This window comes from Pseudomonas lactucae, from assembly GCF_036688725.1.
In the GTDB taxonomy this organism is placed as follows: domain Bacteria; phylum Pseudomonadota; class Gammaproteobacteria; order Pseudomonadales; family Pseudomonadaceae; genus Aquipseudomonas; species Aquipseudomonas lactucae.
The window spans coordinates 307823-334408 of the sequence record NZ_JAQQPT010000002.1 but is presented as its reverse complement, the minus strand read 5'-3'; the positions used below and the strand labels follow the sequence as shown (position 1 = coordinate 334408).

Here is a 26586-nt window from a genome sequence, read left to right as displayed (position 1 = left end):
TGCGCCAGATCACCGACATGACCGCGCAACTTACCGGCCTGGTGAGCCAGGTGTCCGACCAGGCCCAGCGTTCCGAGCAGGCCATGGAGCGCCAGCGCCACGAAACCGACCAGGTGGCCACCGCGATCAACCAGATGTCCTCCGCTGCGCAAGAAGTCGCGCGCAGCGCCCAGGGCGCTTCAGTAGCTGCGCAACAGACCGACGCCGAAGGCCAGGTCGCCAAGCGTGTGGTGGACGGCAGCATCGCGCAGATCCACGCGCTGGTGAATGATATTCGCAGCAGCGGCGTGTCTCTGGACAGCCTGCAGCAGGACGTGTCCTCGATTGTCAGCGTGTTGAGCGTGATCCGTTCGATTGCCGAACAGACCAACCTGTTGGCGCTTAACGCGGCGATCGAGGCCGCGCGGGCAGGGGAGGCCGGTCGTGGTTTCGCGGTGGTGGCCGACGAAGTGCGTGCGCTGGCCAGCCGTACCCAGACCAGCACCCAGGAAATCCAGGGCATGATCGACCGCCTGCAAAAAGGCACCGAGGCTGCCGTGGACGCAATGCGCCGCTCCAGCGACGCCGGTGAAGGCACCTCGGCCCAGGCCAACCAGGCAGGCGCGTCGCTGGACGCCATGGCGCAGCTGATCGGCACCATCAACTCGATGAACGCGCAGATCGCCAGCGCTGCCGAAGAACAGACCGCGGTGGCCGAAGAGATCAACCGCAGCGTGCACCAGATCGCAGTGGCCGTGGACAGCGTGGCCGATGAGACGCAGTTGGGCGCACAGACCTCGCGCAGCCTGGCGGACCTCGGCCAGCGCCTGGGACAACTGGTCGGTCAGTTCAGGATCTGACGTCCTCAGACATCGCGCATCAGCAGCGCAAAACGCAGGTCCATCTGCGCCGGAACGCGCACATACACCGTGTGCCCGTCCCCCGGCGCCACCTCGATGGCTTGCCCCTGGCTGTTGTGCAGGGTGTCCAGATCAAAGTGAAGGTTGCCGGTGGGCGTCATCAACTCCAGGTGGTTGCCCAGGGCAAAGCGGTTCTTCACTTTGACCTCGGCCAGCTCGCCGCGGCGTTCGCCGGTCAACTCGCCGACAAACTGCTGGCGCTCCGACACTGAGCTGCCGTTCTGGTAGTTCTGGTATTCATCGTGCACATGGCGGCGCAGGAAGCCTTCGGTGTAACCGCGCTGGGCCAGGGACTCAAGGTCTGTCATCAAGGCGCGATCAAACGCGCGTCCGGCCACGGCATCATCAATCGCCCGGCGATACACCTGGGTGGTGCGCGCGCAGTAGAAGTGCGATTTGGTGCGGCCTTCGATCTTCAGCGAGTGCACGCCCATATGGGTCAGGCGCTCCACGTGCTGCACCGCGCGCAGGTCCTTGGCGTTCATGATGTAGGTGCCGTGCTCGTCTTCGAACGCGGGCATATGCTCATCGGGACGGTTGGCTTCCTGCAGCAGGAACACTTGGTCGGTCGGCGTGCCAATCCCGAGTGTGGGCTCATACGCCTGGACGATGTCCCCCGTGGTGTTTTCCACCGCCGGCGTGGCCTGGTATTTCCAGCGGCACGCGTTGGTGCAACTGCCCTGGTTGGCATCGCGCTTGTTCATATAGCCCGACAATAGGCAACGCCCGGAATAGGCCATGCACAAGGCGCCGTGCACAAATACCTCCAGCTCCATGGCCGGCACCTGCTGGCGGATTTCGCTGATCTCTTCAAGGGACAGCTCCCGCGACAGGATCACCCGGCAAATCCCTTGTTGCTGCCAGAACTCGACGCTGGCCCAGTTCACCGTATTGGCCTGCACCGACAAGTGAATCGGCATCTGGGGGAAGTGCCGGCGCACCAGCATGATCAGCCCCGGGTCGGACATGATCAGCGCATCCGGGCCCATGGCGATCACCGGGGCCAGGTCCTTGAGGAAGGTCTTGAGCTTGGCGTTGTGCGGCGCGATGTTCACCACCACGTAGAAGCGCTTGTCTTGTGCGTGGGCTTCGTCGATACCCAGGGCCAGGTTGGCGTGGTCAAATTCGTTGTTGCGCACGCGCAGGCTGTAGCGCGGTTGGCCGGCGTACACCGCATCGGCGCCGTAGGCGAAGGCGTAGCGCATGTTTTTCAGGGTGCCGGCGGGGGCGAGCAGTTCGGGAGGAAGGAGCAGAGGCATGGAAATTCGAGTCGTAAAAGGTCGCGAGGGTACCGGGCGGCGCCGAAGGGTTTATTGATCTGGGTCTACGCTTACCGCAACAAAGATGGCACTCGCAGGATTTGCCACGGACTAAGCAGCAGGGCGCGTGCGCGCCGAGCTTTCTGACATGGACCGGACATGAACCAAACCAACCTGCAATTCAAGACCCTGTTGTTGCTACTGGTCCTGGTGACCGTCGCCTTTATCTGGATATTGCTGCCGTTCTACGGCGCAGTGTTCTGGGCGGTCATCCTGGGTATCATCTTTGCGCCGCTGCAGCGCCGCCTGCAGCAGCGATTCGGCTGGAACCGCAACCTCACCTCACTGACTACCTTGATGGTGTGCCTGGTGATCGCGATTCTGCCGGTCATCATCACCAGCGCCTTGCTGGTGCAGGAGGGCGCGACGCTGTACAAGAACGTCGAGAGCGGCAAGCTGGACGTGGCCGGGTATATCGAGCAGTTCAAGCACTTTCTGCCGCCCTATTTCCAGCACCTGCTGGACCGTTTCGGCTTGGGCAACCTGGAAGGGCTGCGCGAAAAGATCGTCAAGAGCGCGATGCAGGGCAGTCAATTCTTCGCCACCCAGGCATTCAGCTTCGGCCAGGGCACGTTTGATTTCCTGGTGAGCTTTTTCATCATGTTGTATCTGCTGTTCTTCCTGCTGCGCGACGGCCCGGAACTGGTGCGCAAGGTGCGCACGGCGGTGCCGCTGGCCGAACCGCAAAAGCGTCGGTTGCAACTCAAGTTCAACCGCGTGGTGCGCGCAACGGTCAAGGGCAATGTGTTGGTGGCCGTGACCCAAGGCGCCCTGGGTGGCTTGATCTTCTGGTTCCTGGATATCCCCAGTGCGTTGCTCTGGGCGGTGTTGATGGCGTTTCTGTCGCTGCTGCCGGCGGTGGGGGCGGGGATTGTCTGGGCGCCGGTGGCGGCTTACTTCCTGTTGAGCGGCTCGATCTGGCAGGGCGTGGTGCTGGGCCTGTTCGGCGTGTTTGTGATCGGGTTGGTGGATAACGTGCTGCGCCCGATCCTGGTTGGCAAGGACACCAAGATGCCGGACTACCTGATCCTGATCTCGACCCTGGGCGGCCTGTCGGTGTTCGGCCTCAACGGGTTTGTGATCGGGCCGCTGGTGGCGGCGCTGTTCATGTCCAGTTGGGCGCTGTTTGTCGAGAGCAAGCCGCGGGTCAAACTGCCGTTACCTTGAACCTCAGGCGTGGAGCCGGAAGTTCGAGGCTTGCTGCAGCTGTTTTTCAGCGGCCGACAGCGACGTGAGCGGGCCGCTGATGGCCTCGCCGTCGCGTACCAGGTACCAGCAGGCGAGCAAGCCCGACGCTCGAAGCGGGGCGGGGACGGCGCTGCCGATGACGGACATGATTTGAACAGTGGGCATACATACCTCCAATCGCTATGGAGGCCACCTTACGAGACCAGGCGGCTGAGGAAAAATCACCTGGCTCGATAGTCGACATCAATGCCAGGCGTCAGTCGACTACCTGATCGAGCATGCTCACGACTTCCTGCTCGTTGAGCAGGCCCTTGCGCACCAGGTTTTCCGCCAGCAACGCCAGGAATTTCGCGCTGCGGTGACCTTCCAGGTGCTTGAGTTCGGTGAGTGCGCTGTAAACCTTGCTGGACGTACAGAGGCCAGCGGTGCGGTGCGGGTTTTGTGTGGGCATGGTTCAGTCGTCCTTGTTGTTATTGGGTGGACAGGGTCGAATAGTGAGAGTGAGTCGTGACACAAACATGACAGCGCGAGCCCCTATCGGGCAAGTAGACTTTGGACCTTGATCATGTGGGATTGGCGCCAGGCCATTGTCCTCATAGCGACCTTCGCACGATAAATCCGGACTTCACAGGCAAAAAAAGGCCCCGCGTGCGGGCGAGGCCTGTTTCGTACGTCATGCCTGGCATTTACCAGCCGCGGCGGTAGTAGCCGTGCGGAGGGCCGTAGTAGCCACGAGGTGGACCGTAATAGACCGGCGCCGGGCGGTAATACACCTCTTGCTGCACATACACTGGCGGCGGCGGTGCGTAGTACACCGGCGGGGGCGCGGCATACACCGGCTGCGGTTGCACATACACGGGCTGTTGCACATACACCTCGCGGGGTTGGCTGGCAACCACGGAGCCCACAACGGCGGCGCCGACCAACGCACCCAAGGCGGCCGGGCCAGCCCATCCACCGCCGTGGGCGGAGGCTTGGCCTGCCATGGCGAGTGCACCGATAAGCAAGGCGATCCTGGGGATTTTACGATTCATGGTCATTCCTCGGTTAGCCCCTGCGCTTGTGGTCTGCAATCAATAGACTCAAGTAATGTCGCGGGGATACTTTTAAGACAACGTATTTCTGAAAAACAGCACAGCCGCTAGGTAAAGGTTGTGTAAGGTCTGTACCGATTTGCTTACTCAAAGGAGTTTTCCATGCAGATGCACCCCAACAAGGACACCCAGCTGTGCATGTCGCTGTCGGCCCGCCCTGGGAATTTCGGCCTGCGATTTCATAACCACCTGTATGAACAGTTGGGTCTGAATTTTTACTATAAGGCCTTCAGCAGCCACGATTTGCCCGGCGCGATCAGTGGTATCCGGGCGTTGGGCGTTCGGGGTTGCGGGGTGTCCATGCCGTTCAAGGAGGCCGCCATTGCCTTGGTGGACGAACTCGACGCTTCGGTTCAAGCGATTGACTCGCTGAATACCATCGTCAATACCAACGGCCATCTCAAGGCCTACAACACGGATTACATCGCCGTTGAGCAATTGCTCGGCAAGCATGCGGTGCCCAAGGACTCGACCTTTGCCCTGCGCGGCAGCGGCGGCATGGCCAAGGCCGTGGCCAGTGCCTTGCGTGACGGTGGTTATGCCAACGGTGTGATCGTGGCGCGCAACGAGGCGGCGGGGCGCAGATTGGCGCAGAACCTGGGGTACGAGTGGCAAACCGACCTTGGCGGGTTGCGCCCACGGATGCTGATCAACGTCACGCCGATCGGCATGACCGGCGGGGCGGAGGCGGATGCGTTGGCATTTGAGGCCGACGCTATCGATAAAGCCGAAACAGTATTCGATGTGGTGGCGATCCCCGCCGAAACGCCGTTGATTGTGCGGGGCCGGGCCAAGGGCAAGCGGGTGATTACCGGGCTGGAAGTGATTGCGATCCAGGCGCTGGAGCAGTTTGTGCTTTATACCGGTGTGCGGCCGACCCAGGAGCAGTTCGAAAAAGCCGTGGCGTTTGCCCGAAGCTGAAGGGCACTGATAGCCAAAAGTGGGAGGGGGCAAGTCGAATCGTCGCACCGCCCCTCCCACATTTTTGCCTGTATTACGCCTGTTCCAACTGCGCCAAGCGTTCTTCCAGCGCCGCAATTCGCGCTTCCAGTTCTTCAATACGGTCCACGGACACTCCAGCCCCGCGCTCCACCGGATTCCCGCGCGCGGCCATGATCACCTCAATATCCGCCGGGTCGCCCAGCGCATGGGTATAGCGGTCCTCCCGCTGTCCGGCCTGGCGCGGCACCAGTACCGCCAGCCCGCGTGAGATCAGGCGTTCGAGCTGATGCACCACTTGCTCGGCATCTTCGAAATCATGCATGCGCCCGCTGCGGGTCAGCAGTTCGTTGACGGTCTGCGGGCCGCGCAAGAACAACAGCCCAATCAGGATCACCTGAGCCGGCACCAACTCCAGCGCCTTGTCCACGCGATGTTCCCAGCGGTCGGCGCGGCTGCCCATCACCAGGCGGGTAAAGCCTTGGCCTTCCAATACGCGCAGGCTCTGGCCGACCTGGCCCTGGCTAAGGTTCATCACCGGCTCGCGGCTGGTTTTCTGGTTGCAGGCCAGCACCAGGGCGTTGAGCGTCAGGGGGTAGGTTTCGGGGTTGGTCGCCTGTTTTTCGATCAGGCAGCCCAGGAGGCGGATTTCCGTGCTGTTCAGGCGCGGCTCAGGGGTGTCGGTGTCGTGCTCGGCGGTCATCGCGCGCGTTCCCTATGCAGTGAAGGCCTTTAGCCTATCCTTGAAAAAATAAAAGACAAGCGCTCGGCATGGCTATAATCGCCGCTGGTTCCAACCCTGCCATTACCGATGAGACTGTCATGACTATTTCCCTCTATGCCGCTTCCATCCCAGTCTTCAAGCAAATGCTCAACGCCCTGAGCGATGTGCTGAGCAAAGCCGAAGCCCATGCCACAGCCAAGAACATCGAGCCCAACGCCCTGCTGCAGGCGCGCCTGTTCCCGGACATGTTCCCGCTGGTGCGCCAGGTGCAGATCGCCGTCGACTTCGCCAAGGGCGTGTCCGCGCGCCTGGCCGAGATCGAAGTGCCTAAATACGATGACAGCGAAGTGACCTTCGCCGACCTGCAAGCGCTGATCGCCAAGGTCCTGGCCTTCGTCGACACCATCAAGCCCGAGCAAGTCGACGGCAAGGAAGGCATCGAGATCATCACCCGCCCAGGCACGCCGAAAGAGAAGCGCTTCAGCGGCCAGTCCTACCTGCTGTCCTACGGCCTGCCGCAGTTCTTCTTCCACGTCACCACTACCTACGCCTTGCTGCGTCACAACGGTGTGGAAGTGGGCAAGCGCGATTACATGGGCGCTTTCTAAGCATCCAGTCAAAAAAAGCCCGGTGCGGTTCATTCAAGAACCGCACCGGGCTTTTTTATAGCCGGCGGTTAAGCCGCTTGTTCTTCCTTGCCCAGGCATGCGGCAGCGGTGAACAGCACATCGGTGGAGGAGTTGAGCGCGGTTTCCGCCGAGTCCTGCAACACGCCGATGATGAAGCCAACGGCCACCACCTGCATGGCGATTTCACTCGGAATGCCGAACAGGCTGCACGCCAGTGGAATCAACAGCAGCGAGCCACCGGCCACACCGGAAGCCCCGCAGGCGCACACGGCCGCGACCACACTGAGCAGCACGGCGGTCGGCAGGTCGACGTTGATGCCCAGGGTGTGCACGGCCGCCAGGGTCAGCACGGTGATGGTGATGGCGGCACCGGCCATGTTGATGGTCGCGCCCAGCGGGATCGATACCGAGTAGGTGTCTTCATGCAAGCCCAGGCGTTTGCTCAACGCCAGGTTGACCGGGATATTCGCCGCCGAACTGCGGGTAAAGAACGCGGTGATGCCGCTTTCGCGCAGGCACATCAACACCAGCGGGTAAGGGTTGCGGCGCAGTTTCCAGAACACGATGGCCGGGTTGATCACCAAGGCAACAAACAGCATGCAGCCGATCAGCACCACCAGCAAGTGCGCGTAGCCGAGCAGGGCGCCGAAGCCGGAAGTGGCCAGGGTCGAGGCCACCAGGCCGAAGATCCCCAGCGGCGCAAAGCGGATCACCACGCGTACGATCAGCGTGACGCCGTTGGACAGGTCATCCAGCACGGTGCGGGTGGTAACGCCCGCATGGCGAATGGCAATGCCCATACCGATGGCCCACGCCAGGATGCCGATGAAGTTCGCGTTCATCAGTGCGCTCACCGGGTTGTCCACCACGCTGAGCAGCAGGCTTTGCAGCACCTCGCCGATGCCGCCGGGGGCGCTGACGGTAGCGTCGTGGGTGGCCAGCACCAGCGACGAGGGGAACCACATGCTGGCGACTACCGCGACCACGGCCGCGGCAAAAGTGCCGAGCAAATACAGGAACAGGATCGGCTTGATGTGGGTTTCCTGGCCGTGTTTATGGTTGGCGATCGAGGCCATGACCAACACGAACACCAGGATCGGCGCCACGGCTTTCAGCGCGGTGACAAACACTTTGCCAATAAAACCAGTGGCTCTGGCCGCCTCGGGCACCAACAGGGCCAACAGGATGCCGGCAATCAGGCCGATAACGATTTGTGTGACCAGGCTGACGCGCATGAGTCGTTGCAAGAGGGAAGGGGCAGCAGTCATAAAGGGATGTCTCTAGTTTTTTTAGTAGGGCGCAGCATTGCAGGAGGAAAGCGCTGTAGGAAGCAGGCGCGAAGTCTAGCACGCTGTACGAAGCGTCCTATTCGCTGTGACATTCCGTCACCCACGGCCGTCGGACTTGCTTGCCGTGCCCTACATTGCCGTCACGGCAGGGCAGTAAACAGTTCCCGTCTTGCACCTTCGGTAATCGCCACGATGCCAGGATGCTTGACCTTACGCTCCACGGAGATCGCATAGAACGACTCGGTAACCGCATCGGTCTGGCCGATCAGTGCCACGCCATACTGGCGCACCACTTCATCGGCAATCACGCTGGGGGCGATAAAAATCCCGCTGCCGGATTGGCCAAAGGCCTGCATCAGAGCGCTGTCGTCGAATTCGCCGATGATCCGCGGCTGGATCTGCTGCTCGGCGAACCAGCGTTGCAGACGGCTGCGGACTACCGTCTCCGCACCCGGAATCAGCAGCGGTGCGCGATGCAGGCAGTGTGGGAAGTCGCCGCTGTGTTGGTCAGCCAATGCCTGGGTGGCAAAAAAGCTGATGCCGCATTCCCCCAGTTTCTGGCTATAGCCCTTGATGTCCAGGTGCGAGGGCATGGGACTGTCGGAAATCACCAGGTCCAGGCGCTGAATCGCCAAGTCGGCCAATAACCGTTCGAGCTTGTCTTCGCGGCAGGTAATGCGCAGCGGCTCGCTGAGCTCCATGGTTGGCGCGATCAAGCGGTAGACGATGGATTTGGGCACCACGTCCGCCACCCCGACCCGGAACACAATCTGCTGTTCGTTGGGCTGCGCGCGCAGCATCGCCTCCAATTCATTGCCGGTCTGGAACATCTGCTCGGCATAGGGCAGGGCCTGGCGCCCGGCTTCGGTCAGCTCAAGCTGGCGGCCGACCCGTTGAAACAGGGCGATACCGAAGGTCTGCTCCAGCAGGCTGATCTGCCCGCTGATGGTTTGGGGGGTGAGGTTCAGCTGCTCGCAGGCGCGCACGATGCTGCCAGTCTTGGCCACGACCCAGAAGTAGTGCAGTTGTCGGTAATTGAGCATGGTTGCCTCACTTCGTAAAAACCGAAGTATAAGCGAGAAAAATACGAATTTTACTGAACTGTTCATCTGCATAGAATGCCTCGCTATCGCGGGGCCACTATTTGGACCCAAGGGTTATAACGAGGAATACATCATGAAACTCAATTCCCTGGGCGCGGCGTCGTTGCTTGCGCTTTCATTGATGATGATCGGCGGTTGCGATCAGGTCGAAAAAAGCGCACAGCAAGTGCTGGGTAAAGCCTCCGAATCGGCCAAGCAAGCGATCGACGATACCCAGAAGGCCGCGGAGCAGGCGTTGAGCGAAGCGACGCAAGACCTGATCAATCCGCAAAAAAAGGATGAGCAGGAAACAAACGAATCCGAATCGAACACTAAAGAAACCTAATCTCCCAGTACAACGTCAGGACTGACCTATGGATTACCTTTTACAACTGGCCGCCAGCCCCACCGCGTGGATCGCGCTGGCCACCCTGATCGTCATGGAAATCGTGCTGGGCATCGATAACCTGATCTTCATCTCGATCCTCACCAACAAATTGCCCGAGCAGCACCGGGCCAAGGCGCGGCGCATCGGTATCAGCATGGCGTTGGTCCTGCGCCTGGGCTTGTTGAGCACCATCGCGTTTATCGTGCAACTGACGACGCCGGTGTTCGAAGTGTTCGGCCAGGCGTTTTCCTGGAAGGACATGATCCTGATCGCCGGCGGCCTGTTCCTGGTATGGAAGGCCACCACCGAGATCCACCACAGCATGGACCCGGAGCCGGAAGAGAAGACCAGCACCAGCAACGTCGTGACCATCGGTTTTGCGGCGGCGATCGGGCAGATCCTGTTGCTTGACCTGGTGTTCTCCATCGACAGCATCATTACCGCCGTGGGCATGACCGAGCACTTGCCGATCATGATCATTGCCGTGGTGACTTCGGTGATCGTGATGCTGGTAGCGGCTGAACCGCTGGCCAAGTTCATCAACGACAATCCGACCGTGGTGATGCTGGCCCTGGGCTTCCTGATCATGATCGGCATGACGCTGATCGCCGAAGGCTTCGGTGCCCATGTGCCTAAAGGCTACGTGTACGCAGCCATGGCCTTCTCGGCGGCCATCGAGTGCTTGAACATTGCACGGCGCAATCGCCATAAGCGTTTGCTTGCTGCTCGGCAGTAGGGGCTGAAATTAAAAAGCCGGCTTTGCTCCTTGGAGCTCAGCCGGCTTTTTGTTGTGCGATTGAAACCTTTGCTTGCTTAAGCCGCGCCAGCCGTCCCGTTGCGGAACGGCCGGCTTATCGCCTTAAACTACCTGATAGGTAGTGTCTTGCTGCCATGTTTGTGTAATGAACTGAGGTGAAAGCACAAGGTTACCCTTTGCTGTGTCGGTCACGGGTAAACCGTCATTCAGACTGCCATCAAACCCAACGAGAGACAGTTCGACGTTTTCGCTTAGTACCGGAAGGTCAGCTTCGGCGGTGAACAACTCGGAAGTGATCTGCAGCAGATCCGACAAGGCTGGTAATCCGGGCTCTGCCGGGTTGGCCAACAGTGGCGCTGCGTGTGCGGCGGCTTCAACATGCAACACAAAGGGCTCGGAGGTCAGGCCATCGGAAATGACGGTAAAAGTGTGTGTTCCAGGTTCCAACGCTTGAAAATCGTGGGGTTGGAACGTCCACCTGCCATTAGTGTCGGCTGGGACGGTATCCATAAACCCACCGGGGCCATACACAAACACGACTGAGTCCGGTTCTGCCTGCCCACTGAATACCGGGCGATTATCGTCAATGGTCGAATCGCTGGCGACGGGTCCAGTCTCAATACCTACCTTATCGAATGCGCTATCGATTTGCGGCGTGCGAGTATCAGGTGCCCCCTCCACATTCAAAACAAAGGGCTCGGAAGTTACGCCATCGCCGACGAAGGTGAAGCTGTGCAGGCCTTGGCTCAGCTTGTTGAATTCACCCGTATACGTCCAGTTACCATCCTGATCCACTAATACTTGACCGACTTTCTTATCGTAGTCATGAACAGTAAGGATGGTACCCGGCTCGCCTCTGCCATGGAATGTTGGCCGGGTATCATCCGTGGTGTCGTTGCTGGCAAGCTCAGTCACTCCCCCGATATTGTCGACCACGGAGGTAATCTCCGGTTTGATAGCGTCCGGTGCGCCAATAGTCAGCGTGAACGGATCGGAAGTGACCCCAGCAGTCACCACGGTGAATACGTGTTCACCCTGGCTCAGGGTTGGCACTTGGAACGACCAACTGCCGTCCGAGCCGCTGAAGGCGTAACCCACACGGGTGCTGCCCTCGTAGATGGCCACGTTTGTATAGGGTTCAGCCTTGCCCTTCAGCGTCGGTGTCGCGTCATCGGTGACACCGCCATTGGCGACTTCGCTTTCTTTGCCGAAGTTGTCATATGCCAGTTCGATCAGCGGCTTGGCTAAGTCCGGTGCGCCGATGATCAGTGTGAACGGTTCGGAACTGAGTGGGGTGCCGATATTTGTTTTGATGACCGCAGTGAACGAGTGCTCGCCTTGGCTCAAGGTAGGCACCGGGAACGACCAGCTGCCATCCGGACCGCTCAAGGCATAACCTACACGGGTGCTGCCATCGTAAATGGCCACTTGTACAAAGGGGGCGGTTTTACCCGACAAGGTTGGCGTGGCGTCATCGGTTACACCGCCGTTGGCGATTTCACCGACCTGGCCGAAATTGTCAAACGCTGACTCGATCAGCGGTTTGGTGAACGGCTCCGTATCTGCCACGGTCAGCGTGAACGGTTGCGATGCAATACGGTTGGCGACGACCGTCAAGGTATGCTCACCCGGTGTCAGAGGGCGGTCAGCGTGTATCGTATAAGTACCATCAGCACGGACGATATCCGAGCCGATAACGACGGTACCGTTATACAGAAACATTTGTGTGCCCGGCTCGCCACGGCCATGGACGGTGGGCGAGGCATCGTCTGTTGTTGCGCCGTTTGCGATATCCCCGACCACACCGACGTTGTCGAACACCGAATCAATCACGGGCCTTGAAGATTCAGGAACGCTGATGGTCAGCGTAAAAGGTTCCGACGGTTGGCCCGTGCTATCGATGACGACGAACGTATGCTCACCGGGTTCGAGCGCGCTATCGGCCGGGATGCGAGCGAACCATTGGCCTGACTGGAGAACACGCGCGGAGGTCAGGTATTGGCCATTGTGATGGATCTCAACGAATGTGCCGATGGCCTCACTTTTCCCTGAAAAGGTAGGGCGTGTATCGTCAATCGTGGCACCGCTTTCGACTCGCCCGGTCTCAAGTCCTGCCTCATCGAGCGCGCTTTCGATGGTCGGTGCTGCCGTTATGCTCAGGCTCGTAACATCGGTGTGTACCGAGACGCTTTCGGCGGCAGATGGAGGATTGAGTGCAACCTGCAATTGCGGGCTGACCTCATCCGACATGATGTCTGGCGCAGCAATAGCGAACGGTGTCAGGTCGGAAGCCGAGGTCACAACGTCGATCAAATAATCCTGGGTGGCCTGGCCGTCTATGAAAACCTTGAAGGTTTGCCCGTGTTCGTTGACCGGCTGGTCCGATGTATAAGCCCATTGTCCACTGGCATCGGTCAGAGTGGATCCCAGCCAATTGTTGGAGGTGTCATGGATTTCGACTAACGAGTGGGCACTGGCTGTGCCGTGAAGCGTTTGGCTCACCTGGGTGTGATCGATAACGCGTTCAGCGTTGTCACGGCCATCTGCATGCTTCTTCTTTGAGTCCATAAGGTCTTATCGCCAATAATATAGAGAGAATAAATAGTTATGACCCCCCCGAGTCACAGGTACATTTGTGCCCGTTTCAACACGGCTAAACGCTAAGACCTGTCTCAAAAAAAACGGCTCGGACTCGTCTCACGGCTGGCGGTGCTCACAAGAGCCCAGCCGGCCTTTTGCTGTCTGGTAGAATCGGCGCACTTGATAGCTTGAGGTCCACCATGAACGAGCCGATTCGTCTTACCCAGTACAGCCACGGCGCGGGTTGCGGCTGCAAGATTTCGCCGCAAGTACTGGAAGTGATCCTCGCCGGCAGCGGCGCACAGAACCTCGACCCCAACCTGTGGGTGGGCAACGCCTCCCGTGACGATGCGGCGGTGTACGCCATCGATGACGAACGCGGCGTGGTCTCCACCACCGACTTTTTCATGCCGATTGTCGATGATCCCTTCGATTTCGGCCGCATCGCCGCCACCAATGCGATCAGCGACATCTACGCCATGGGCGGCGACCCGTTGATGGCTATCGCCATTCTTGGCTGGCCGGTGAACGTACTGGCGCCGGAAATTGCCCGGGAAGTGATCCGTGGCGGCCGTTCCGTGTGCGACGCGGCCGGTATCCCCTTGGCGGGTGGGCATTCCATCGACGCGCCGGAGCCGATCTTCGGCCTGGCCGTGACCGGCATCGTGCAAAAGCGCCATATGAAGCGCAACGACACCGCCACCGCCGGCTGCAAGCTTTACCTGACCAAGCCCCTGGGCATCGGCATCCTCACCACCGCCGAAAAGAAGGGCAAGCTGCGCGAGTCCGATATCGGCCTGGCCCGTGATTGGATGTGCACCCTCAACAAACCAGGCAGCCGCTTCGGCAAACTGGCCGGCGTGACCGCCATGACCGATGTCACCGGTTTCGGCCTGTTGGGCCACTTGGTGGAAATGGCTGACGGCAGCGGCCTGACTGCCCGTATCGAATATGAAAAAGTCCCACGCCTGCCAGGGGTCGAGTACTACCTGGAGCAGGGCTGCGTGCCCGGCGGCACTTTGCGCAACTTCGACAGCTATGCCAGCAAGCTGGGACGTTTGCAGGAGTTGCACAAGCGTGTGCTGTGCGACCCGCAGACCAGCGGCGGCCTGCTGATCGCCGTCACCCCGCAAGGCGATGCCGAATTCCACGCGGTGGCCGCCGAACTGGGCCTGAACCTTGAGCCGATCGGCGCGTTGGTTGAGCGACAGAGCAACGCGGTAGAGGTGATTTGATGGCGACGGACATCACCGATTACCGCGATATCTTCCTCAACGACCGGCCGATGATGGATACCCGCGCGCCGGTCGAATTCACCAAGGGCGCGTTCCCCGGCGTGATGAACCTGCCGCTGATGACCGATGACGAGCGCCAGCGGGTCGGCACCTGCTACAAGCAGCAGGGCCAGCAAGCGGCAATCGTGCTGGGGCATGAGCTGGTGTCCGGGGCGATCAAGGCCAAACGTGTCGAACAGTGGGCGCAGTTCGCCCAGGCCAACCCCAACGGTTACTTGTACTGCTTTCGTGGCGGCTTGCGTTCGCAGATCGTGCAGCAATGGCTGAAAACCGAAGCCGGCATCGACTACCCGCGGGTGGGCGGTGGCTACAAGGCTATGCGTACCTTCCTGGTGGAAACCATTGAGCAGGCCACGGCCCAGTGTGACTTCGTGTTGTTGGGCGGCATGACCGGCACCGGCAAGACCGAAGTGCTCGGTCAACTGCATAACGCCCTGGACCTGGAAGGCCACGCCAACCATCGCGGCTCCAGTTTCGGCAAGCGCGCCACGACGCAGCCGTCCAACATCGACTTCGAAAACCGCCTGGCGGTGGACCTGCTTAAAAAGCGCGCGGCGGGTATCGAGCAATTTGTGGTCGAGGACGAGAGCCGCATGATCGGCAGCTGTGCATTGCCATTGCCGCTGCACAAGGGCATGCAGACGTATTCGATGGTGTGGCTGGAGGACAGCGTCGAAGGCCGCGTGGAACGCATCCTGCGCGACTATGTGGTGGAGCTGTGTGCGGAGTTTATCGGGGTGTTTGGCGAAAACGGCCACGCGCTGTTTGCCGAACGCCTGACCCAGAGCCTGGCCAATATCCACAAGCGCCTTGGCGGTGAACGCTTCCAGCGGTTGCACGCGATCATGCAGGATGCCTTGGCCGAACAGGCACGCAGCGGCGCGGTGGACCTGCATCGTGGCTGGATCGAAGGCCTATTGCGCGAGTACTACGACCCGATGTACGCCTTCCAGCGTGAAAGCAAAGGCGCGCGTATCGAATTTGTCGGGGAGCAGGGCGCTGTGTTGGAGTATCTGCACCATAGAAACGGGCGCTCTGCATAAGCATATTTATGTGTTGGTGCTATGCGGGCATTCATGCAATGCCTACAGAATCACCGCCCCGATCAACCCGCAGACCACACCCACCAGCATGGTCAACCCCGCCACCGTCACCAGCACCCGCGCATCGAAGTCCTTGCGCAGCATCAGCAGTGACGGCAGGCTCACGCTCGGCAGGGTCATCAGCAAGGCCACGGCCGGGCCGGTGCCCATGCCCAGGGTCATCATGGTTTGTACGATAGGGATCTCCGCCGCTGTAGGAATCACAAACAGCGTGCCGACAATCGCCAACGGCACCAGCCATATCAGGCTGTTGGCCATCGCGCCGTCCACGTGGGGGAACAGCCACACACGCGCCGCGCCCAGCACCAGCACCGCCAGGATATAGACCGGGATGGTGCTCCAGAACAGCTGCCAGAGGGTGCGCAACCAGCGGCTGAGGAACGGTTGCGATTCCAGGGTGCTGACTTCGGCTACCGCGTCCAGCGCCGCCTCCGGCACTTGCTCCGGTCGGGCAATGCGCTGCGCCACCAGCGACACACCCACCACCAGCACAATCCCCGCCACCAGCCGCAACGCGGTAAAGCCCCAGCCCAGCACAAAACCCATGAACACCAGGGTGGCCGGGTTGAGCACCGGGTTGGCGATCCAGAAGGCCAGCGCCGCGCCCACCGATACCTGCTGGCGACGCATGCCCGCCGCCACCGGTGCTGCGCAGCAACTGCACATCATGCCTGGCAAGGCGAACAGCCCGCCGCGCACGGTCGAACCCAGCCCGGCGCGGCCGAACAGGCGCAGCAGCCAGTCACGAGGGATCAATACCTGCAAAAGGGAGCCAAGGATCACCGCCAGTACGGCGGCTTTCCAGATCGCCAGGAAATACACCTGGGCATAGGCCAGCGCTGCCGCCAGGGGTGAGCTTTGTTGATCATTGAGAATCGAGGCGCCGATGCTGTGGTTATCCGCCGCGGCAAACGCCTTGAAGTAGTAGGGCGACCACTTCACGTAGTAGAGGCCGACGCAGGCGACCAGCAGGAACAGCGCTGGTTTCCACCAGAATGACCAACCCCGGTTGGGCTGGATGGAGGTGAGGTTGGACATGGGTGATGATCCGCAGATGAGTCAATAGCGACGCATCATACGCTCTCAGCCCTCGGCGCTCACCTGTGTGGGTTCCGGACAGGTTTGGTCGCCGTCATTCAAGCCTTGCTTGTAGTTGCGGCTCAACAGCGAGGCCTTGCCGTTGTGCCAGGTCAGCGTCAGGACGTACAGCGTGTCGTAGTCATTGCCGGACCAATCTTCGGTGATTGTGTGTTTTTCACCCGAGGCTTCACTCGCCACTTTGTTGATCAATTCCGGCAGGTAGCCGTGGGACCAGGCGGTATAGATTGTGGCGTTGTGATATTTGTCTTCGACCAGCTCATCGGCCAGGTCACTGGTGTCATTCGCCGAGAATTTGATATTCACCGGCAGGCCCAGCTTGATGGCGCTGGGACTGATGGTCATCAGTGGGCGGATGTAGCTGTAGGAGTTATCCCGCTCGCCTTCCTCTACATTGCGCGTCGGGTTGGCGGCGAACACGAAGTCGGCCTTGCCGAATTTCTCTGGCAATACCGTGGCCAGGTTCATCGCACGGTTCAGGCCCTGGCAATTGAGTTGGCCCAGGCCGCCGGCGGGTTTTTCGCCGTGGCGCAGGAACACCAGGGTTTGTACGCCGTCTACGGGTTGGGCGCGGCTTTCACGGGCGTCGAGGGCAGCGACCATGGCGCCGCTGACCAGCAACAGCGGCAGCATGATGTAGGCATAGTGTCTCAGGCGTTGCACAAGGCGCAGAGGCTTGATCGTCATTGTAGGTTCGAGTCTTCATGCGTCACGTTAAGGCTGACAAGCCTGGCCCCAATGACGCCTGGGCGTCTTGTGGTATTCCCTGTCGATACAGCTGAGGTGCCTCCGTTCACCCGATAAGCGCACATAAGAGTGCACGAGGACGTATTGGTTCGCCCGTGCGGGATAATAGCCGGCTGATGTTGCGCATTGATGACCCATGCAGGACAGCGTCCAGGTGACTATCATGGAGGCTTTCTGCCCCTGGGGTCGTCCCGATGAACGCACTTGCCGCTTTCCCGATCAACAGCAAATGGCCTGCCCAGCACCCTGAGCGCCTGCAACTGTACTCGCTGCCCACGCCCAACGGGGTAAAAGTCTCGATCATGCTTGAAGAGCTGGGCCTGCCTTATGAGGCGCACAAGGTCAGTTTCGAGACCCAGGACCAATTGTCCCCCGAGTTCCTGTCCCTGAACCCCAACAACAAAATTCCCGCGATCATCGACCCCGATGGCCCGGCCGGCCAGCCGCTGGCGCTGTTTGAGTCCGGCGCGATCCTGATCTACCTGGCGGAAAAAACCAGCCGGTTGCTCTCCGAAGATCCCGCGACACGTTATGAAACGATTCAATGGCTGATGTTCCAGATGGGCGGCATCGGCCCGATGTTCGGCCAGTTGGGTTTTTTCAATAAATTCGCCGGCAAGGACTACGAAGACAAACGCCCCCGCGACCGTTACGCCGCCGAGTCCCGCCGCTTGCTGCAAGTGCTGGAAAAACGTCTGCTCGGCCGCACCTGGATCATGGGCGATGACTACAGCATCGCCGATATTGCGACCTTCCCGTGGATCCGGAACCTGATCGGCTTCTACGAGTCGGGTGACCTGGTGGGCATCGCCGACTTCCCCAACGTACTGCGCGCGCTGGATGGGTTTATCGCCCGGCCTGCGGTGATCCGTGGCCTGAATATTCCGAGCTGAGCATGCCGACTTTTGATTTCAAACAACTGGATGTCTTCAGCCGTGTGCCGCTCAAAGGCAACCCATTGGCGGTGGTATTGGGGGCCGACAGCCTCAGCGACCGGCAGATGGCCGACTTCGCCAATTGGACCAACCTCAGCGAAACCACGTTTTTGCTGACGCCACGCGATCCAAGGGCTGACTACCGGGTAAGAATTTTTACCACCGTCCAGGAGCTGCCGTTCGCCGGGCACCCGACACTGGGCAGTTGCCACGCCTGGCTGCAAGCGGGCGGGGTGCCCCAAGGCGAGGAGATCATCCAGGAGTGCGAAATTGGCCTGGTGCGTATCCGTCGTCAAGGCGACGGGCTGGCATTTATCGCACCGCCGTTGTTGCGCGCGGGACCGGTGGAAGATGATGTGCTCGAACGCGTGCGCCAGGCATTGAACCTTGCGCCGGGGGCAATCGTGCGCAGCCAGTGGGTGGACAACGGCGCCGGTTGGCTGGCGGTGATGTTGGCTGATCGCCAGGCGGTGCTTGATCTGCAGCCGGACTATGCGCAACTGCTTGGCCTCGCGGTAGGCGTAGTCGCCCCGTGCGACCCGGCGCACGACGACGTGGACGCACACTTTGAAGTGCGCGGTTTTATCGCCGGCGACGGTGCCCCGGAAGACCCGGCCACCGGCAGCCTGAATGCCGGGGTTGCCCAATGGTTGCTCGGTGAGGGCCTGGCGCCGGCGTGTTATATCGTCAGCCAGGGCACGGCCATGGGGCGTGCCGGGCGTATCCACATTGAACGCCAGGGCGAGGAAATCTGGGTCGGCGGCGCCGTCGCGGTGTGCATCGAAGGCCGTCTACGGCTCTAGATCAATGAATTATTACCGACCGCGCAATACACTGTTGGTCCTTGGGCATTTGTGTTGCCAGGGTTTGGGGGCATAAGCTTTCGCCCCAAAGTTTTTGTCTTTAAGTCAGGAAAACCATGACCAGCCAGTTCCCTCAAGCCCGCCCACGCCGCCTGCGCCGCTCCCCGGAGCTGCGTGGTCTGTTCCAGGAATCCGAGTTCACCCTCAACGACCTGGTACTGCCGATTTTTGTTGAAGAAGAAATCGACGACTTCGTCCCGATCACCAGCATGCCGGGTGTGCAGCGCATCCCCGAGAAAAAACTGGCCGGCGAGATCGAGCGGTATGCCCGCGCCGGCATCAAATCGGTAATGACCTTTGGCGTGTCCCACCACCTGGACGCCAGCGGCAGCGACACCTGGAAAGAACGCGGCCTGGTCTCGCGCATGTCCTCGATCATCAAGGACGCGGTGCCGGAAATGGTCGTGATGTCCGACACCTGCTTCTGCGAATACACCGACCACGGCCACTGCGGCGTGATGCACGGCGCCCATGTCGACAACGACGCGACCCTGGTCAACCTCGGCAAACAAGCCGTGGCCGCCGCCCGCGCCGGTGCCGACGTGATCGCCCCCTCGGCCGCCATGGACGGCCAGGTCCAGGCGATCCGCCGCGCCCTGGATGACGCCGGTTTCATCCATATTCCGATCATGGCCTACTCGACCAAATTCGCCTCGGCCCTCTACGGCCCCTTCCGCGAAGCCGGCGGTAGCGCGCTCAAGGGCGACCGCAAAAGCTACCAGATGAACCCGATGAACCGCCGCGAAGCCGTACGCGAATCGCTGCTCGACGAACAGGAAGGCGCGGACGCCCTGATGGTCAAACCAGCCGGTGCCTACCTCGACATCATCCGCGACATCCGCGAGGCCTCACGCCTGCCGGTGGCGGCGTATCAGGTAAGCGGTGAATACGCGATGATCAAGTTCGGTGCCCAGGCGGGGGCGATTGATGAGGCTCGTGTGGTGCGCGAGACCCTGGGCTCTATCAAGCGCGCGGGGGCGGATTTGATTTTTACGTACTTTGCGATGGATTTGGCGTTGGCTGGGATCTAAAACCGACGTCTATCCCCTGTGGTGAGGGAGCTTGCTCCCGTTGGGCTGCGCAGCAGCCCCAAACCCAACATCGCCGATCTATCTAAAAAGCTACTTTGCCCTGACTTGCGCCGTGGTTATATTTGCCGTTGGAGGGACATGAGGATAAGTGATTGACGGCCTGTCCCTGGAACAGACCGAGCAGTCAAGGTTGCATGAAGTATAAGTTGGACATGAATCCATTGGATTTTTTGGCTTTACCCTTTTTCAGGTACTCGCTGAACTCAAGTTCTAGATGCTCTTTATTAGTGTGCTTTTGGTACTTGTGCGGTACTTCGCATGCGTACATATACAACCTCCAAGAGTCAAAATCACCTTGAATCTGCAAGGATATCTTTATCCGATGTTGACGCTGGATGTTTGGGCGAGGTTAGCTGTGAATGTATTCGTACACCCCTGTGTGGGGGATTTCCTTGATGTTTAAGGTGCTGATCGCATGTTCTAGTCTGGGTGCATGTATAGAGTGACATATGATTTGAGCGACGCCATGTGTTTCACTGTCATAAAATCTGAATGCCAAAATTTCTTCATCTGCCAATATTAATTTCAAGTCGTCAGTTGTGGAAATGTATTTTAAATGACTTAGCCGCTGCCACAATAGCTCTGCTTGGTAGTCTTGTTTTGTCATTAAAGTTACATGGCTACGATATGTCTTTAACTTGTTTGGATCTATATGTTCTGGATTGGTGTTTAGATGCTCTACTCCTGAATAAATTGAGGTTTCTTCATTTTTTCTGAATATGTCTTTGGGCGCTGCGCTTTTCGCAAAGCGCTTTAACGCTAGGTACTCCTGTGTCTTGCTGTATTTGGGAGCCCTCGTGGTGTACCAAGTGAGTATCACTGGCCACTCATGTTTCAACACTAATGCGAGGGCGAGCCAAGTTTTCCATACGCTTTCAAAGTCTTGATTAAGGAGTGTGATCGTGACATACCCTTGGTCTTCTGTTGGATGTGGGTAGGCCCAGGGGTGTATACCGGTTTTGTGTATGAAGACTGTGTCCATTGATCACCTTTTAAAATACGTATGGGAGTCAGTGCCGATGTCTAACGGAACTTTTACACCCTCTACGGTTACCTCGGTATTGAAGTGTGGAGCATGATTGCCTTTTTCATGACCTAACGAATGTTCACGAATTTCTACATCTCTATAAAGTAATTTGAACTCGTAAACCCTTCCTTGAATGTAGCGATCTTGGTCAGTGATGGTCTCTCGGTAAACACGTTCGGGATGTTGAGTCTTAGGTACACCTCCAATTTTTTTTGCCCTTTTAAGAGCTCCATTTCTAGAAAGCTTGGTATCAAAGCCTTTGGGTATCTCAACGTCACCCTCATTGACTTTAACGTTTTCCGCCGGATTTTCTGGGCGTTTTTTGGGTTTACATCCATCCTCTCCCGGACACCTGCTCAACCCTAGCGGATCAACCCACCCCGTAGGATTGGGCACGTACTGATAGGCGTTGATCCCGCCCGCCAGCTTCACTGGATCAGGCGTCAGGTAGCGACCAATATCTGGATTGTAGTAGCGATGGCGGTTGTAGTGCAGCCCGCTTTCCGGATCGAAGTACTGGCCCTGGAAGCGCAGCGGGTTGTCGACTTTTCCGACGGCGAGGCGGCTGATTTCACCGTAGGCGCGGTAGTGGGCGGACCAGACGATTTCGCCGTCTGGAGCGGTGAGTTCCTGCGGCGTACCGAGGTGGTCCAGTTGGTAGTGGTAGGATTTTGTTTCGCTTGGTCCGAAGCCTTCCAGTAGAGCCAGAGGCCGGAAACTGTCCGGTTCGTAGAGATAGCTGCGATGTCGATCCGCATGGTGTTCGGCGATCAGCTTGTCGCCTTGCCAGAAAAACTCCGTGGTGATGCCTTCGACGGTTTTGCTGATGCGCCGCCCAAACGGGTCATAGCGGTAACTCGCCGTTTGGCCGTTGGGTTGCGTAATACCGATCAGGCGGTGTTGGCAGTCGTAGCGGTACTCGGTAACGAGTTGATGCCCTTTGCCACGCCGTTCGCGGATCAGGTTGCCGAAAGCGTCGTAGTCGTAGTGCCGGTCGCCCTGGATCATCAGGCGGTTGCCGGCGACGATGTCGGGGCCGGGGCGGTCTTGCATCAGCAGGTTGCCGGCCGGGGTGTGGGCGAAGTGTTCTTGCTGGTCTTGCGAGTGGTCCGCGTGGGTGAGGCGGTTGAGCGGGTCGTAGCGGTAGTGGTGTTCGCCTTTGCGGGTGTCGTTGAGGCGGGTGAGGTTGCCGGATGGGTCGTAGTCGTAGTGGCGTTGGTAAACGTAGTTTTCTTGTTGAGTGATGGTGTGGGCGTGCAGGCGGTGCTGGTCGTCGTAGTGGTAGTGGCTGAGGAGTTGGCCTTGTTGGCGTTGGTGTTCCTGGCCGGCTTTGAAGAGGTGCGAGGTGAGCAGTGTGCCGTTTAACTCGACGGTGGCGAGGTGGCCGCCTTTGGCGTGGTTGAACACCAGGCGATTGTTGTCTGGCAGGCGCAGGTGTTGCAGTTGGCCGCAGGCGTCGTAGCCATAGCGCAAGGTGCCCCAGCCCTGATGTTCGGCGGTCAGGCGGTTTTGTGGATCGTATTCGTAGGCCAGCGCCCAGTGGCCGTCGTCGACGCTGAGGAGGTTGCCCTGGCGATCGTAGGCGTAATCAACCTTGCTGCCATCGGGCAGGGTTTTTCGTACGAGGCGGCCGGCGTGATCGCGCTGGTAAACGGTAACTAGCTGACGACCGTCGTCGCCGTGTTCGGTTTTTTCCTGGAGGTTGCCGTTGAGGTCGTAGACGTAGGCGGTACGTTGACCGTCGAAGCCGATTTCCTGCTGGATCAGGCCGTTGGCGTGATAGTTGAATCGATAGGTTTCGCCGATTTCGTTTTCGATTTCGGTGAGCAGCAATCGAGCGTTGTCGTAGCGGTATTTGACCTGAGTGCCATCGGCGTTGATGCGACGGCTGATCAGGTGCAGGCCATCGGCGTATTCGTAACGGGTGACGTGGCCGAGTTCGTCGCGTTCGGCGGTGATTTTGCCGTAGGGGTTGTAGCTGTATTCGCGCGTGGCACCGCCTGGCAACACGATGCGAATCAGCCGGCCGACGCTGTCCCATTGGTATTGGGTCAGCGCGCCCTGTTCATCCTCGCGGGCGATCTGGCGGCCCAGATCGTCGTAGCGATAGCGCTTGATGCCGCCGTTCGGCAGTTGCTCTTCAAGCAACTGGCCGCGTTCGTTCCAGAGCAAGCGATGACAGCTGTGATCCGGATACCAAACCTCCGTCAGTTGCCCATATTTGTTGTAGCTGTAGTCCGTGGAAGTACCGTCAGGGTCGGTCTTGCGAATGACATCGCCTTGGTCATTGCGCTCATATTTCCAAAGCGCCTCACCACGCCTTACAACCCATACGAAGCCATTGTCATGCTCGTAGGATGTTGGCTCGTCTTCCCCCGGAAACACCGCCACCAAACGTCCAGCGTCGTCGTACTGATACGCCGTCACCGCCCCCAGCGGATCCTGCTCGACCGTCAGCCGGCCCTTGTTGTCGTAGGATTTGAAGTGCTCGGCGCCATCCGGATCAACACGCTGCACCAACCGTGCACGGTCATCGTGGACATACACTTCCTGGCTGCCGTCGACGTTATGCACCGTGACGCGCCCGTCGTCACCCCACACATACCGCGTGTCCATCTGCGAAAAACTGGCCCAGTGCCGTACACACCGCGCCGCCTTGCCAGTTTTTTCCCACTCCCAAAAGAAACTCGCCCCACCGGCCAAGCCCCTCTCAAGAATGACGTGCTGATCGTCGTACCGATAAACCTCGCTTTCACCTACCGCATTGGTCGCCGAAACCAGTCGTCCCAAGTCGTCATAGGCGTAGGAAACAACGCTCTGCTCCGTCACCCATTCGTAAGGCTCATATCCCTTGGCCCGCTGAACCTGATAATCCACCGCCACAATGCGGCCCAGCTCATAGCGCAAACACAACGAGCGGCCGACGCCGTTATCCAACCGCTCAATACGGCCCATAAAATCCCGGGCAATCCGCAGCCGGTTGTCATACGCATCGCTGATCGAGAACAGCACACCGTCGCGAAAGTGATAAAACCGCAACGCTTGGGCCAGCACTAACTCATCCGGCGAAGACCCCAAATAAATCGCCGCTTCAGCCAGGCTATTGGTGATCGCCGGTCGCGCCTCAGTAGGCAGCGGAAACTCAGTCGAACGGTTTTCATGGTCCGTCCACACCACCGAATCGCCTGAAACCACCAACCGCTGCGCCAGCGAATGACTCCAACCAAACCCCAACCCAACATCCACTTCCACCGCACTGGTGCGATACAGCCGCGTCCACTCAAACGGCAAAATCCCGTCCAACGTGCCGTCAGTGAGCGTGAGCAGTTCCTCCCCGGTCACCATCGACACCGGGCACCCATTGGTCACGGTCTTATCCGAAGCAGCCGCCGCATCCCCGTTCGGGTTTTTCCCCGAAACAGGCACATCGTCGACATGCTCCTGCCTGACCAACACCGTCCGCTGAGACTTGCTACGAACCAACGGAACAGGGTTCGAAACCACCTGCTCCCCAACTTTCAACGGCGCAACCGGAACCGTCTTGACCGGCGTCGCCACACTGCCCAGCAGCAATGGCCTGGCCGCTGCGATATGCGGTTCAAGGCCCGGCCCCACAATCTGCTTGGCCAGCAGTTCCAATAACTCACGCGCCCGGGCGGACTTGATCGAGCCCAGCACCTGAGCCCCCAACCGTACTGCGATCCCCATCGCACCCAATGCACGCATCAACAGCAGATTGATCAGCACCTCGCCGGTGATCTCTCCCCACAGTTCATTCATCTGCGGCGGCGGCAACATGCGCATCCAACTGACCATCGCCGACAGGTAGATAAACAGCAGCGGTTCATCGCTGAGCACCAGCAAACCGTTGGCAATCGTGTCGCTGCCGAGCGCCAGCAGCTCATCGAGTTCGGGCTGGGAGATGTACTGCAGCAACTTTTCGCTGTTGACCTTTAGGTCCAATAGCAGCTCATACACCTGCGTGACGTTGTCCCACAGGTTGAAGAGGGCTTTTCCAAGACCGCTGATAAACGCCGCTTCCAGCATTCGGCGCCGATCAAGTGGCTTGGCGTCGGCATAGTCTTTCCACTGGTCCTGGAAGGTCGTGGTCCACGCTTCACGCAGGCGGGTGTCCAGCCCCGCGATCACCGACCGATAAGACGCATACAGCGCCTTGACGTGATCCCTGGAAACGTTGGGATAGAAGTTGATTCGGTACTGCTGGTTGCGGTCACACTCGCTGACTTCGAGAACGCCGCTCGGGCCAATGGTCTTGTGGATCGGCTCGCCCAGCGGGCCACCGTTTGGGTCGATGCGTTGCAGTACCACCGGTGTATTACCGATGGGCACAAACTGCGTGCTTTGAAACAGGTGCACCAGGGTCAAGGTGCCGTTGGCCGGGCATGTGGCGACGGTGGTGCTGGGAAAGAGCGAGCGGTTGATGGGGGCGGCCAAGGCCACCTCATCGCCCACCTTGAATACCTGCTCGATATCCAGTGCCGAGAAGCTCCAAAAGCGCTCGGCCCAGTCGTCAAACGTATTCAGGCAGTCACGAAAATCACGCAAGACGCCGTCGATATCGACTGTCTTGACGTCCATTGGGGTCAGGGCCAGCCGGCCAATGGCCGGGTTCAAGACACCGCCCCATCAACCAGGGCCATTACGACAAAAACCATCTGCACTCCCTCGCACTGTGTATTCAGGCGAGGGACTTTGCAGCGGTTCTCAGGGCGGGGGAGTAGAGCTTATCCGGCGCTTACGTGGGATGTTTCAGCGGTTATCGTCAGCTACAAAAAGCCTTTAGCGCTGTGCAAACGCCAAATTCAACCCCAGCCCCGCAAACGCCGCCGCAAAACTGCGGCGCAGCCAGTTCTGCACGCGCGGTGACTCGATCACCGCACGGCGAAACACGTTGGCCAGCAAGCCGTACAGCACAAATACCGCAAACGTCATCGCCATAAATACACTGCTCAGCACCAGCATTTGTGCGGCAGGGGCGGTGCTACCTTGCGTCACGAACTGCGGCAGGAAGGCCAGGAAGAAAAGCGTCAGTTTGGGGTTGAGAATATTCAACAAGATGCCACGGACTATCAGGCTGCGTGCTGTGGAAACCACCGGCGTGTCATTCATGGCGAAGGCCGAACGGTCGCGCCAGGTGGCATACGCCAGGAACAGCAGGTACGCGGCCCCAGCAAATTTCAGCGCTTCGAACGCCAGGGCGCTGGTGTGCAGCAGGGCCGAAAGGCCGAGGGTCGAGGCCAGCAGGTGCGGGATGATCCCGGCGGTGCAGCCCAGCGCGGCGCACACGCTTGCGCGCTTGCCGGCGGTGAGGCCAATAGAAATGGTGTAGATCACGCCGGTGCCGGGAATGAGCACGACGATCAGGCAGGTGACGAGGAAGTTCAGGCTAAGCATGGCATTCAAACTCCTTGTACGAATGGGTGATGAAAGATCCTGTCACGTTCAGTCGGTGCTGGCGAGAGGGCAAGTTGGCGAACCCGCGTTAGACTTACCGGTCCATATCGGCAACGCCCGGCCC

At 59.4% G+C, this 26586-nt stretch carries 25 protein-coding genes; 11 read left to right on the top strand and 14 right to left on the bottom strand.

The features are described from left to right. Nucleotides 1–17 precede the first annotated feature (17 nt). Nucleotides 18–839: a methyl-accepting chemotaxis protein gene (locus tag V6M90_RS30070; RefSeq protein WP_408637275.1), complete on the top strand. Its 822-nt coding sequence runs from the start codon at nucleotides 18–20 to the stop codon at nucleotides 837–839. 5 nt (nucleotides 840–844) lie between these two features. Here the strand turns inward: V6M90_RS30070 and trhP are convergent, their stop codons facing one another. Next, a complete protein-coding gene (gene trhP, locus V6M90_RS03310) occupies nucleotides 845–2158 on the bottom strand; it encodes a prephenate-dependent tRNA uridine(34) hydroxylase TrhP (protein WP_003173041.1) in 1314 nt (437 codons plus the stop codon). Nucleotides 2159–2317: 159 nt separating this feature from the next. Here trhP and V6M90_RS03305 point away from each other — a divergent pair, with 159 nt between their 5' ends. Further along, a complete protein-coding gene (locus tag V6M90_RS03305; RefSeq protein WP_141064984.1) occupies nucleotides 2318–3385 on the top strand; it encodes an AI-2E family transporter in 1068 nt (355 codons plus the stop codon). Between the two features lie 3 nt (nucleotides 3386–3388). On the opposite strand, the gene V6M90_RS03300 is transcribed toward V6M90_RS03305, so the two are convergent. From V6M90_RS03300 to V6M90_RS03290, 3 genes are all read right to left on the bottom strand, one after another. Continuing rightward, entirely contained in the window at nucleotides 3389–3571 is a 183-nt protein-coding gene (locus V6M90_RS03300) for a hypothetical protein (RefSeq protein WP_003173043.1), read from the bottom strand. A 91-nt stretch (nucleotides 3572–3662) separates the two neighbouring features. Next, nucleotides 3663–3857 (bottom strand): hypothetical protein, encoded by a 195-nt coding sequence (locus V6M90_RS03295; RefSeq protein ID WP_003173044.1) that lies wholly within the window; start codon nucleotides 3855–3857, stop codon nucleotides 3663–3665. 235 nt (nucleotides 3858–4092) lie between these two features. After that, entirely contained in the window at nucleotides 4093–4446 is a 354-nt protein-coding gene (locus tag V6M90_RS03290; protein ID WP_003173045.1) for a hypothetical protein, read from the bottom strand. A gap of 156 nt (nucleotides 4447–4602) precedes the next feature. Between V6M90_RS03290 and V6M90_RS03285 the strand changes: the two genes are divergently transcribed. Beyond that, complete coding sequence (locus tag V6M90_RS03285; RefSeq protein WP_003173046.1) at nucleotides 4603–5421, top strand: shikimate 5-dehydrogenase; 819 nt, start codon at nucleotides 4603–4605, stop codon at nucleotides 5419–5421. 73 nt (nucleotides 5422–5494) lie between these two features. Here the strand turns inward: V6M90_RS03285 and V6M90_RS03280 are convergent, their stop codons facing one another. Continuing rightward, nucleotides 5495–6142 (bottom strand): YceH family protein, encoded by a 648-nt coding sequence (locus V6M90_RS03280; protein WP_003173048.1) that lies wholly within the window; start codon nucleotides 6140–6142, stop codon nucleotides 5495–5497. A 119-nt stretch (nucleotides 6143–6261) separates the two neighbouring features. Here V6M90_RS03280 and V6M90_RS03275 point away from each other — a divergent pair, with 119 nt between their 5' ends. Beyond that, nucleotides 6262–6771, top strand: a complete 510-nt coding sequence (locus V6M90_RS03275; protein WP_003173049.1) for a DUF1993 domain-containing protein — start codon at nucleotides 6262–6264, stop codon at nucleotides 6769–6771. Between the two features lie 68 nt (nucleotides 6772–6839). Here the strand turns inward: V6M90_RS03275 and sstT are convergent, their stop codons facing one another. Next, complete coding sequence (sstT, locus tag V6M90_RS03270) at nucleotides 6840–8060, bottom strand: serine/threonine transporter SstT (RefSeq protein WP_003173050.1); 1221 nt, start codon at nucleotides 8058–8060, stop codon at nucleotides 6840–6842. 161 nt (nucleotides 8061–8221) lie between these two features. Then, the gene (gene nhaR / locus V6M90_RS03265; protein ID WP_332846068.1) at nucleotides 8222–9124 is read right to left on the bottom strand and encodes a transcriptional activator NhaR; all 903 of its coding nucleotides are present in this window, start codon (nucleotides 9122–9124) and stop codon (nucleotides 8222–8224) included. Between the two features lie 133 nt (nucleotides 9125–9257). On the opposite strand from nhaR, the gene V6M90_RS03260 reads away from it, so the two are divergent. Both V6M90_RS03260 and V6M90_RS03255 read left to right on the top strand, forming a co-directional pair. Further along, nucleotides 9258–9509: a hypothetical protein gene (locus tag V6M90_RS03260; RefSeq protein ID WP_003173052.1), complete on the top strand. Its 252-nt coding sequence runs from the start codon at nucleotides 9258–9260 to the stop codon at nucleotides 9507–9509. Between the two features lie 28 nt (nucleotides 9510–9537). Then, the gene (locus V6M90_RS03255) at nucleotides 9538–10287 is read left to right on the top strand and encodes a TerC family protein (RefSeq protein WP_003173053.1); all 750 of its coding nucleotides are present in this window, start codon (nucleotides 9538–9540) and stop codon (nucleotides 10285–10287) included. A gap of 123 nt (nucleotides 10288–10410) precedes the next feature. On the opposite strand, the gene V6M90_RS03250 is transcribed toward V6M90_RS03255, so the two are convergent. Continuing rightward, nucleotides 10411–12876, bottom strand: coding sequence for an Ig-like domain-containing protein (locus V6M90_RS03250; RefSeq protein ID WP_141064987.1), 2466 nt, complete (start codon nucleotides 12874–12876; stop codon nucleotides 10411–10413). Between the two features lie 212 nt (nucleotides 12877–13088). Here V6M90_RS03250 and selD point away from each other — a divergent pair, with 212 nt between their 5' ends. Both selD and mnmH read left to right on the top strand, forming a co-directional pair. Continuing rightward, nucleotides 13089–14123 (top strand): selenide, water dikinase SelD, encoded by a 1035-nt coding sequence (selD, locus tag V6M90_RS03245; RefSeq protein WP_003173056.1) that lies wholly within the window; start codon nucleotides 13089–13091, stop codon nucleotides 14121–14123. Further along, nucleotides 14123–15226 carry a tRNA 2-selenouridine(34) synthase MnmH gene (gene mnmH / locus V6M90_RS03240; protein WP_332846067.1) on the top strand — a complete coding sequence of 368 codons (1104 nt, stop codon included), beginning with the start codon at nucleotides 14123–14125 and terminating at the stop codon, nucleotides 15224–15226. The genes selD and mnmH overlap by 1 nt, the downstream gene beginning before the upstream one ends. Nucleotides 15227–15268: 42 nt before the next feature. On the opposite strand, the gene V6M90_RS03235 is transcribed toward mnmH, so the two are convergent. Continuing rightward, nucleotides 15269–16324, bottom strand: coding sequence for a permease (locus V6M90_RS03235; RefSeq protein WP_003173058.1), 1056 nt, complete (start codon nucleotides 16322–16324; stop codon nucleotides 15269–15271). Nucleotides 16325–16369: 45 nt separating this feature from the next. Then, nucleotides 16370–17071, bottom strand: coding sequence for a hypothetical protein (locus tag V6M90_RS03230; RefSeq protein WP_003173059.1), 702 nt, complete (start codon nucleotides 17069–17071; stop codon nucleotides 16370–16372). A gap of 254 nt (nucleotides 17072–17325) precedes the next feature. On the opposite strand from V6M90_RS03230, the gene V6M90_RS03225 reads away from it, so the two are divergent. From V6M90_RS03225 to hemB, 3 genes are all read left to right on the top strand, one after another. After that, the gene (locus V6M90_RS03225) at nucleotides 17326–18024 is read left to right on the top strand and encodes a glutathione S-transferase N-terminal domain-containing protein (RefSeq protein WP_003173060.1); all 699 of its coding nucleotides are present in this window, start codon (nucleotides 17326–17328) and stop codon (nucleotides 18022–18024) included. A gap of 2 nt (nucleotides 18025–18026) precedes the next feature. Next, a complete protein-coding gene (locus tag V6M90_RS03220) occupies nucleotides 18027–18869 on the top strand; it encodes a PhzF family phenazine biosynthesis protein (protein WP_332846066.1) in 843 nt (280 codons plus the stop codon). Nucleotides 18870–18985: 116 nt separating this feature from the next. Further along, a complete protein-coding gene (hemB, locus tag V6M90_RS03215) occupies nucleotides 18986–19960 on the top strand; it encodes a porphobilinogen synthase (RefSeq protein WP_003173062.1) in 975 nt (324 codons plus the stop codon). 184 nt (nucleotides 19961–20144) lie between these two features. Here the strand turns inward: hemB and V6M90_RS30065 are convergent, their stop codons facing one another. The 4 genes from V6M90_RS30065 to V6M90_RS03200 all read right to left on the bottom strand — a co-directional run bounded on the left by V6M90_RS30065 (nucleotide 20145) and on the right by V6M90_RS03200 (nucleotide 26462). Further along, nucleotides 20145–20327 (bottom strand): DUF6896 domain-containing protein, encoded by a 183-nt coding sequence (locus V6M90_RS30065; protein WP_042944456.1) that lies wholly within the window; start codon nucleotides 20325–20327, stop codon nucleotides 20145–20147. Nucleotides 20328–20369: 42 nt separating this feature from the next. Further along, on the bottom strand, nucleotides 20370–21002 hold the full coding sequence (locus V6M90_RS03210; protein ID WP_042944458.1) for a hypothetical protein: 633 nt from the start codon (nucleotides 21000–21002) through the stop codon (nucleotides 20370–20372). A gap of 3 nt (nucleotides 21003–21005) precedes the next feature. Then, complete coding sequence (locus V6M90_RS03205; protein ID WP_332846084.1) at nucleotides 21006–25646, bottom strand: RHS repeat-associated core domain-containing protein; 4641 nt, start codon at nucleotides 25644–25646, stop codon at nucleotides 21006–21008. 201 nt (nucleotides 25647–25847) lie between these two features. Further along, complete coding sequence (locus tag V6M90_RS03200; protein ID WP_332846065.1) at nucleotides 25848–26462, bottom strand: LysE family translocator; 615 nt, start codon at nucleotides 26460–26462, stop codon at nucleotides 25848–25850. Between the last annotated feature and the right edge of the window lie 124 nt (nucleotides 26463–26586).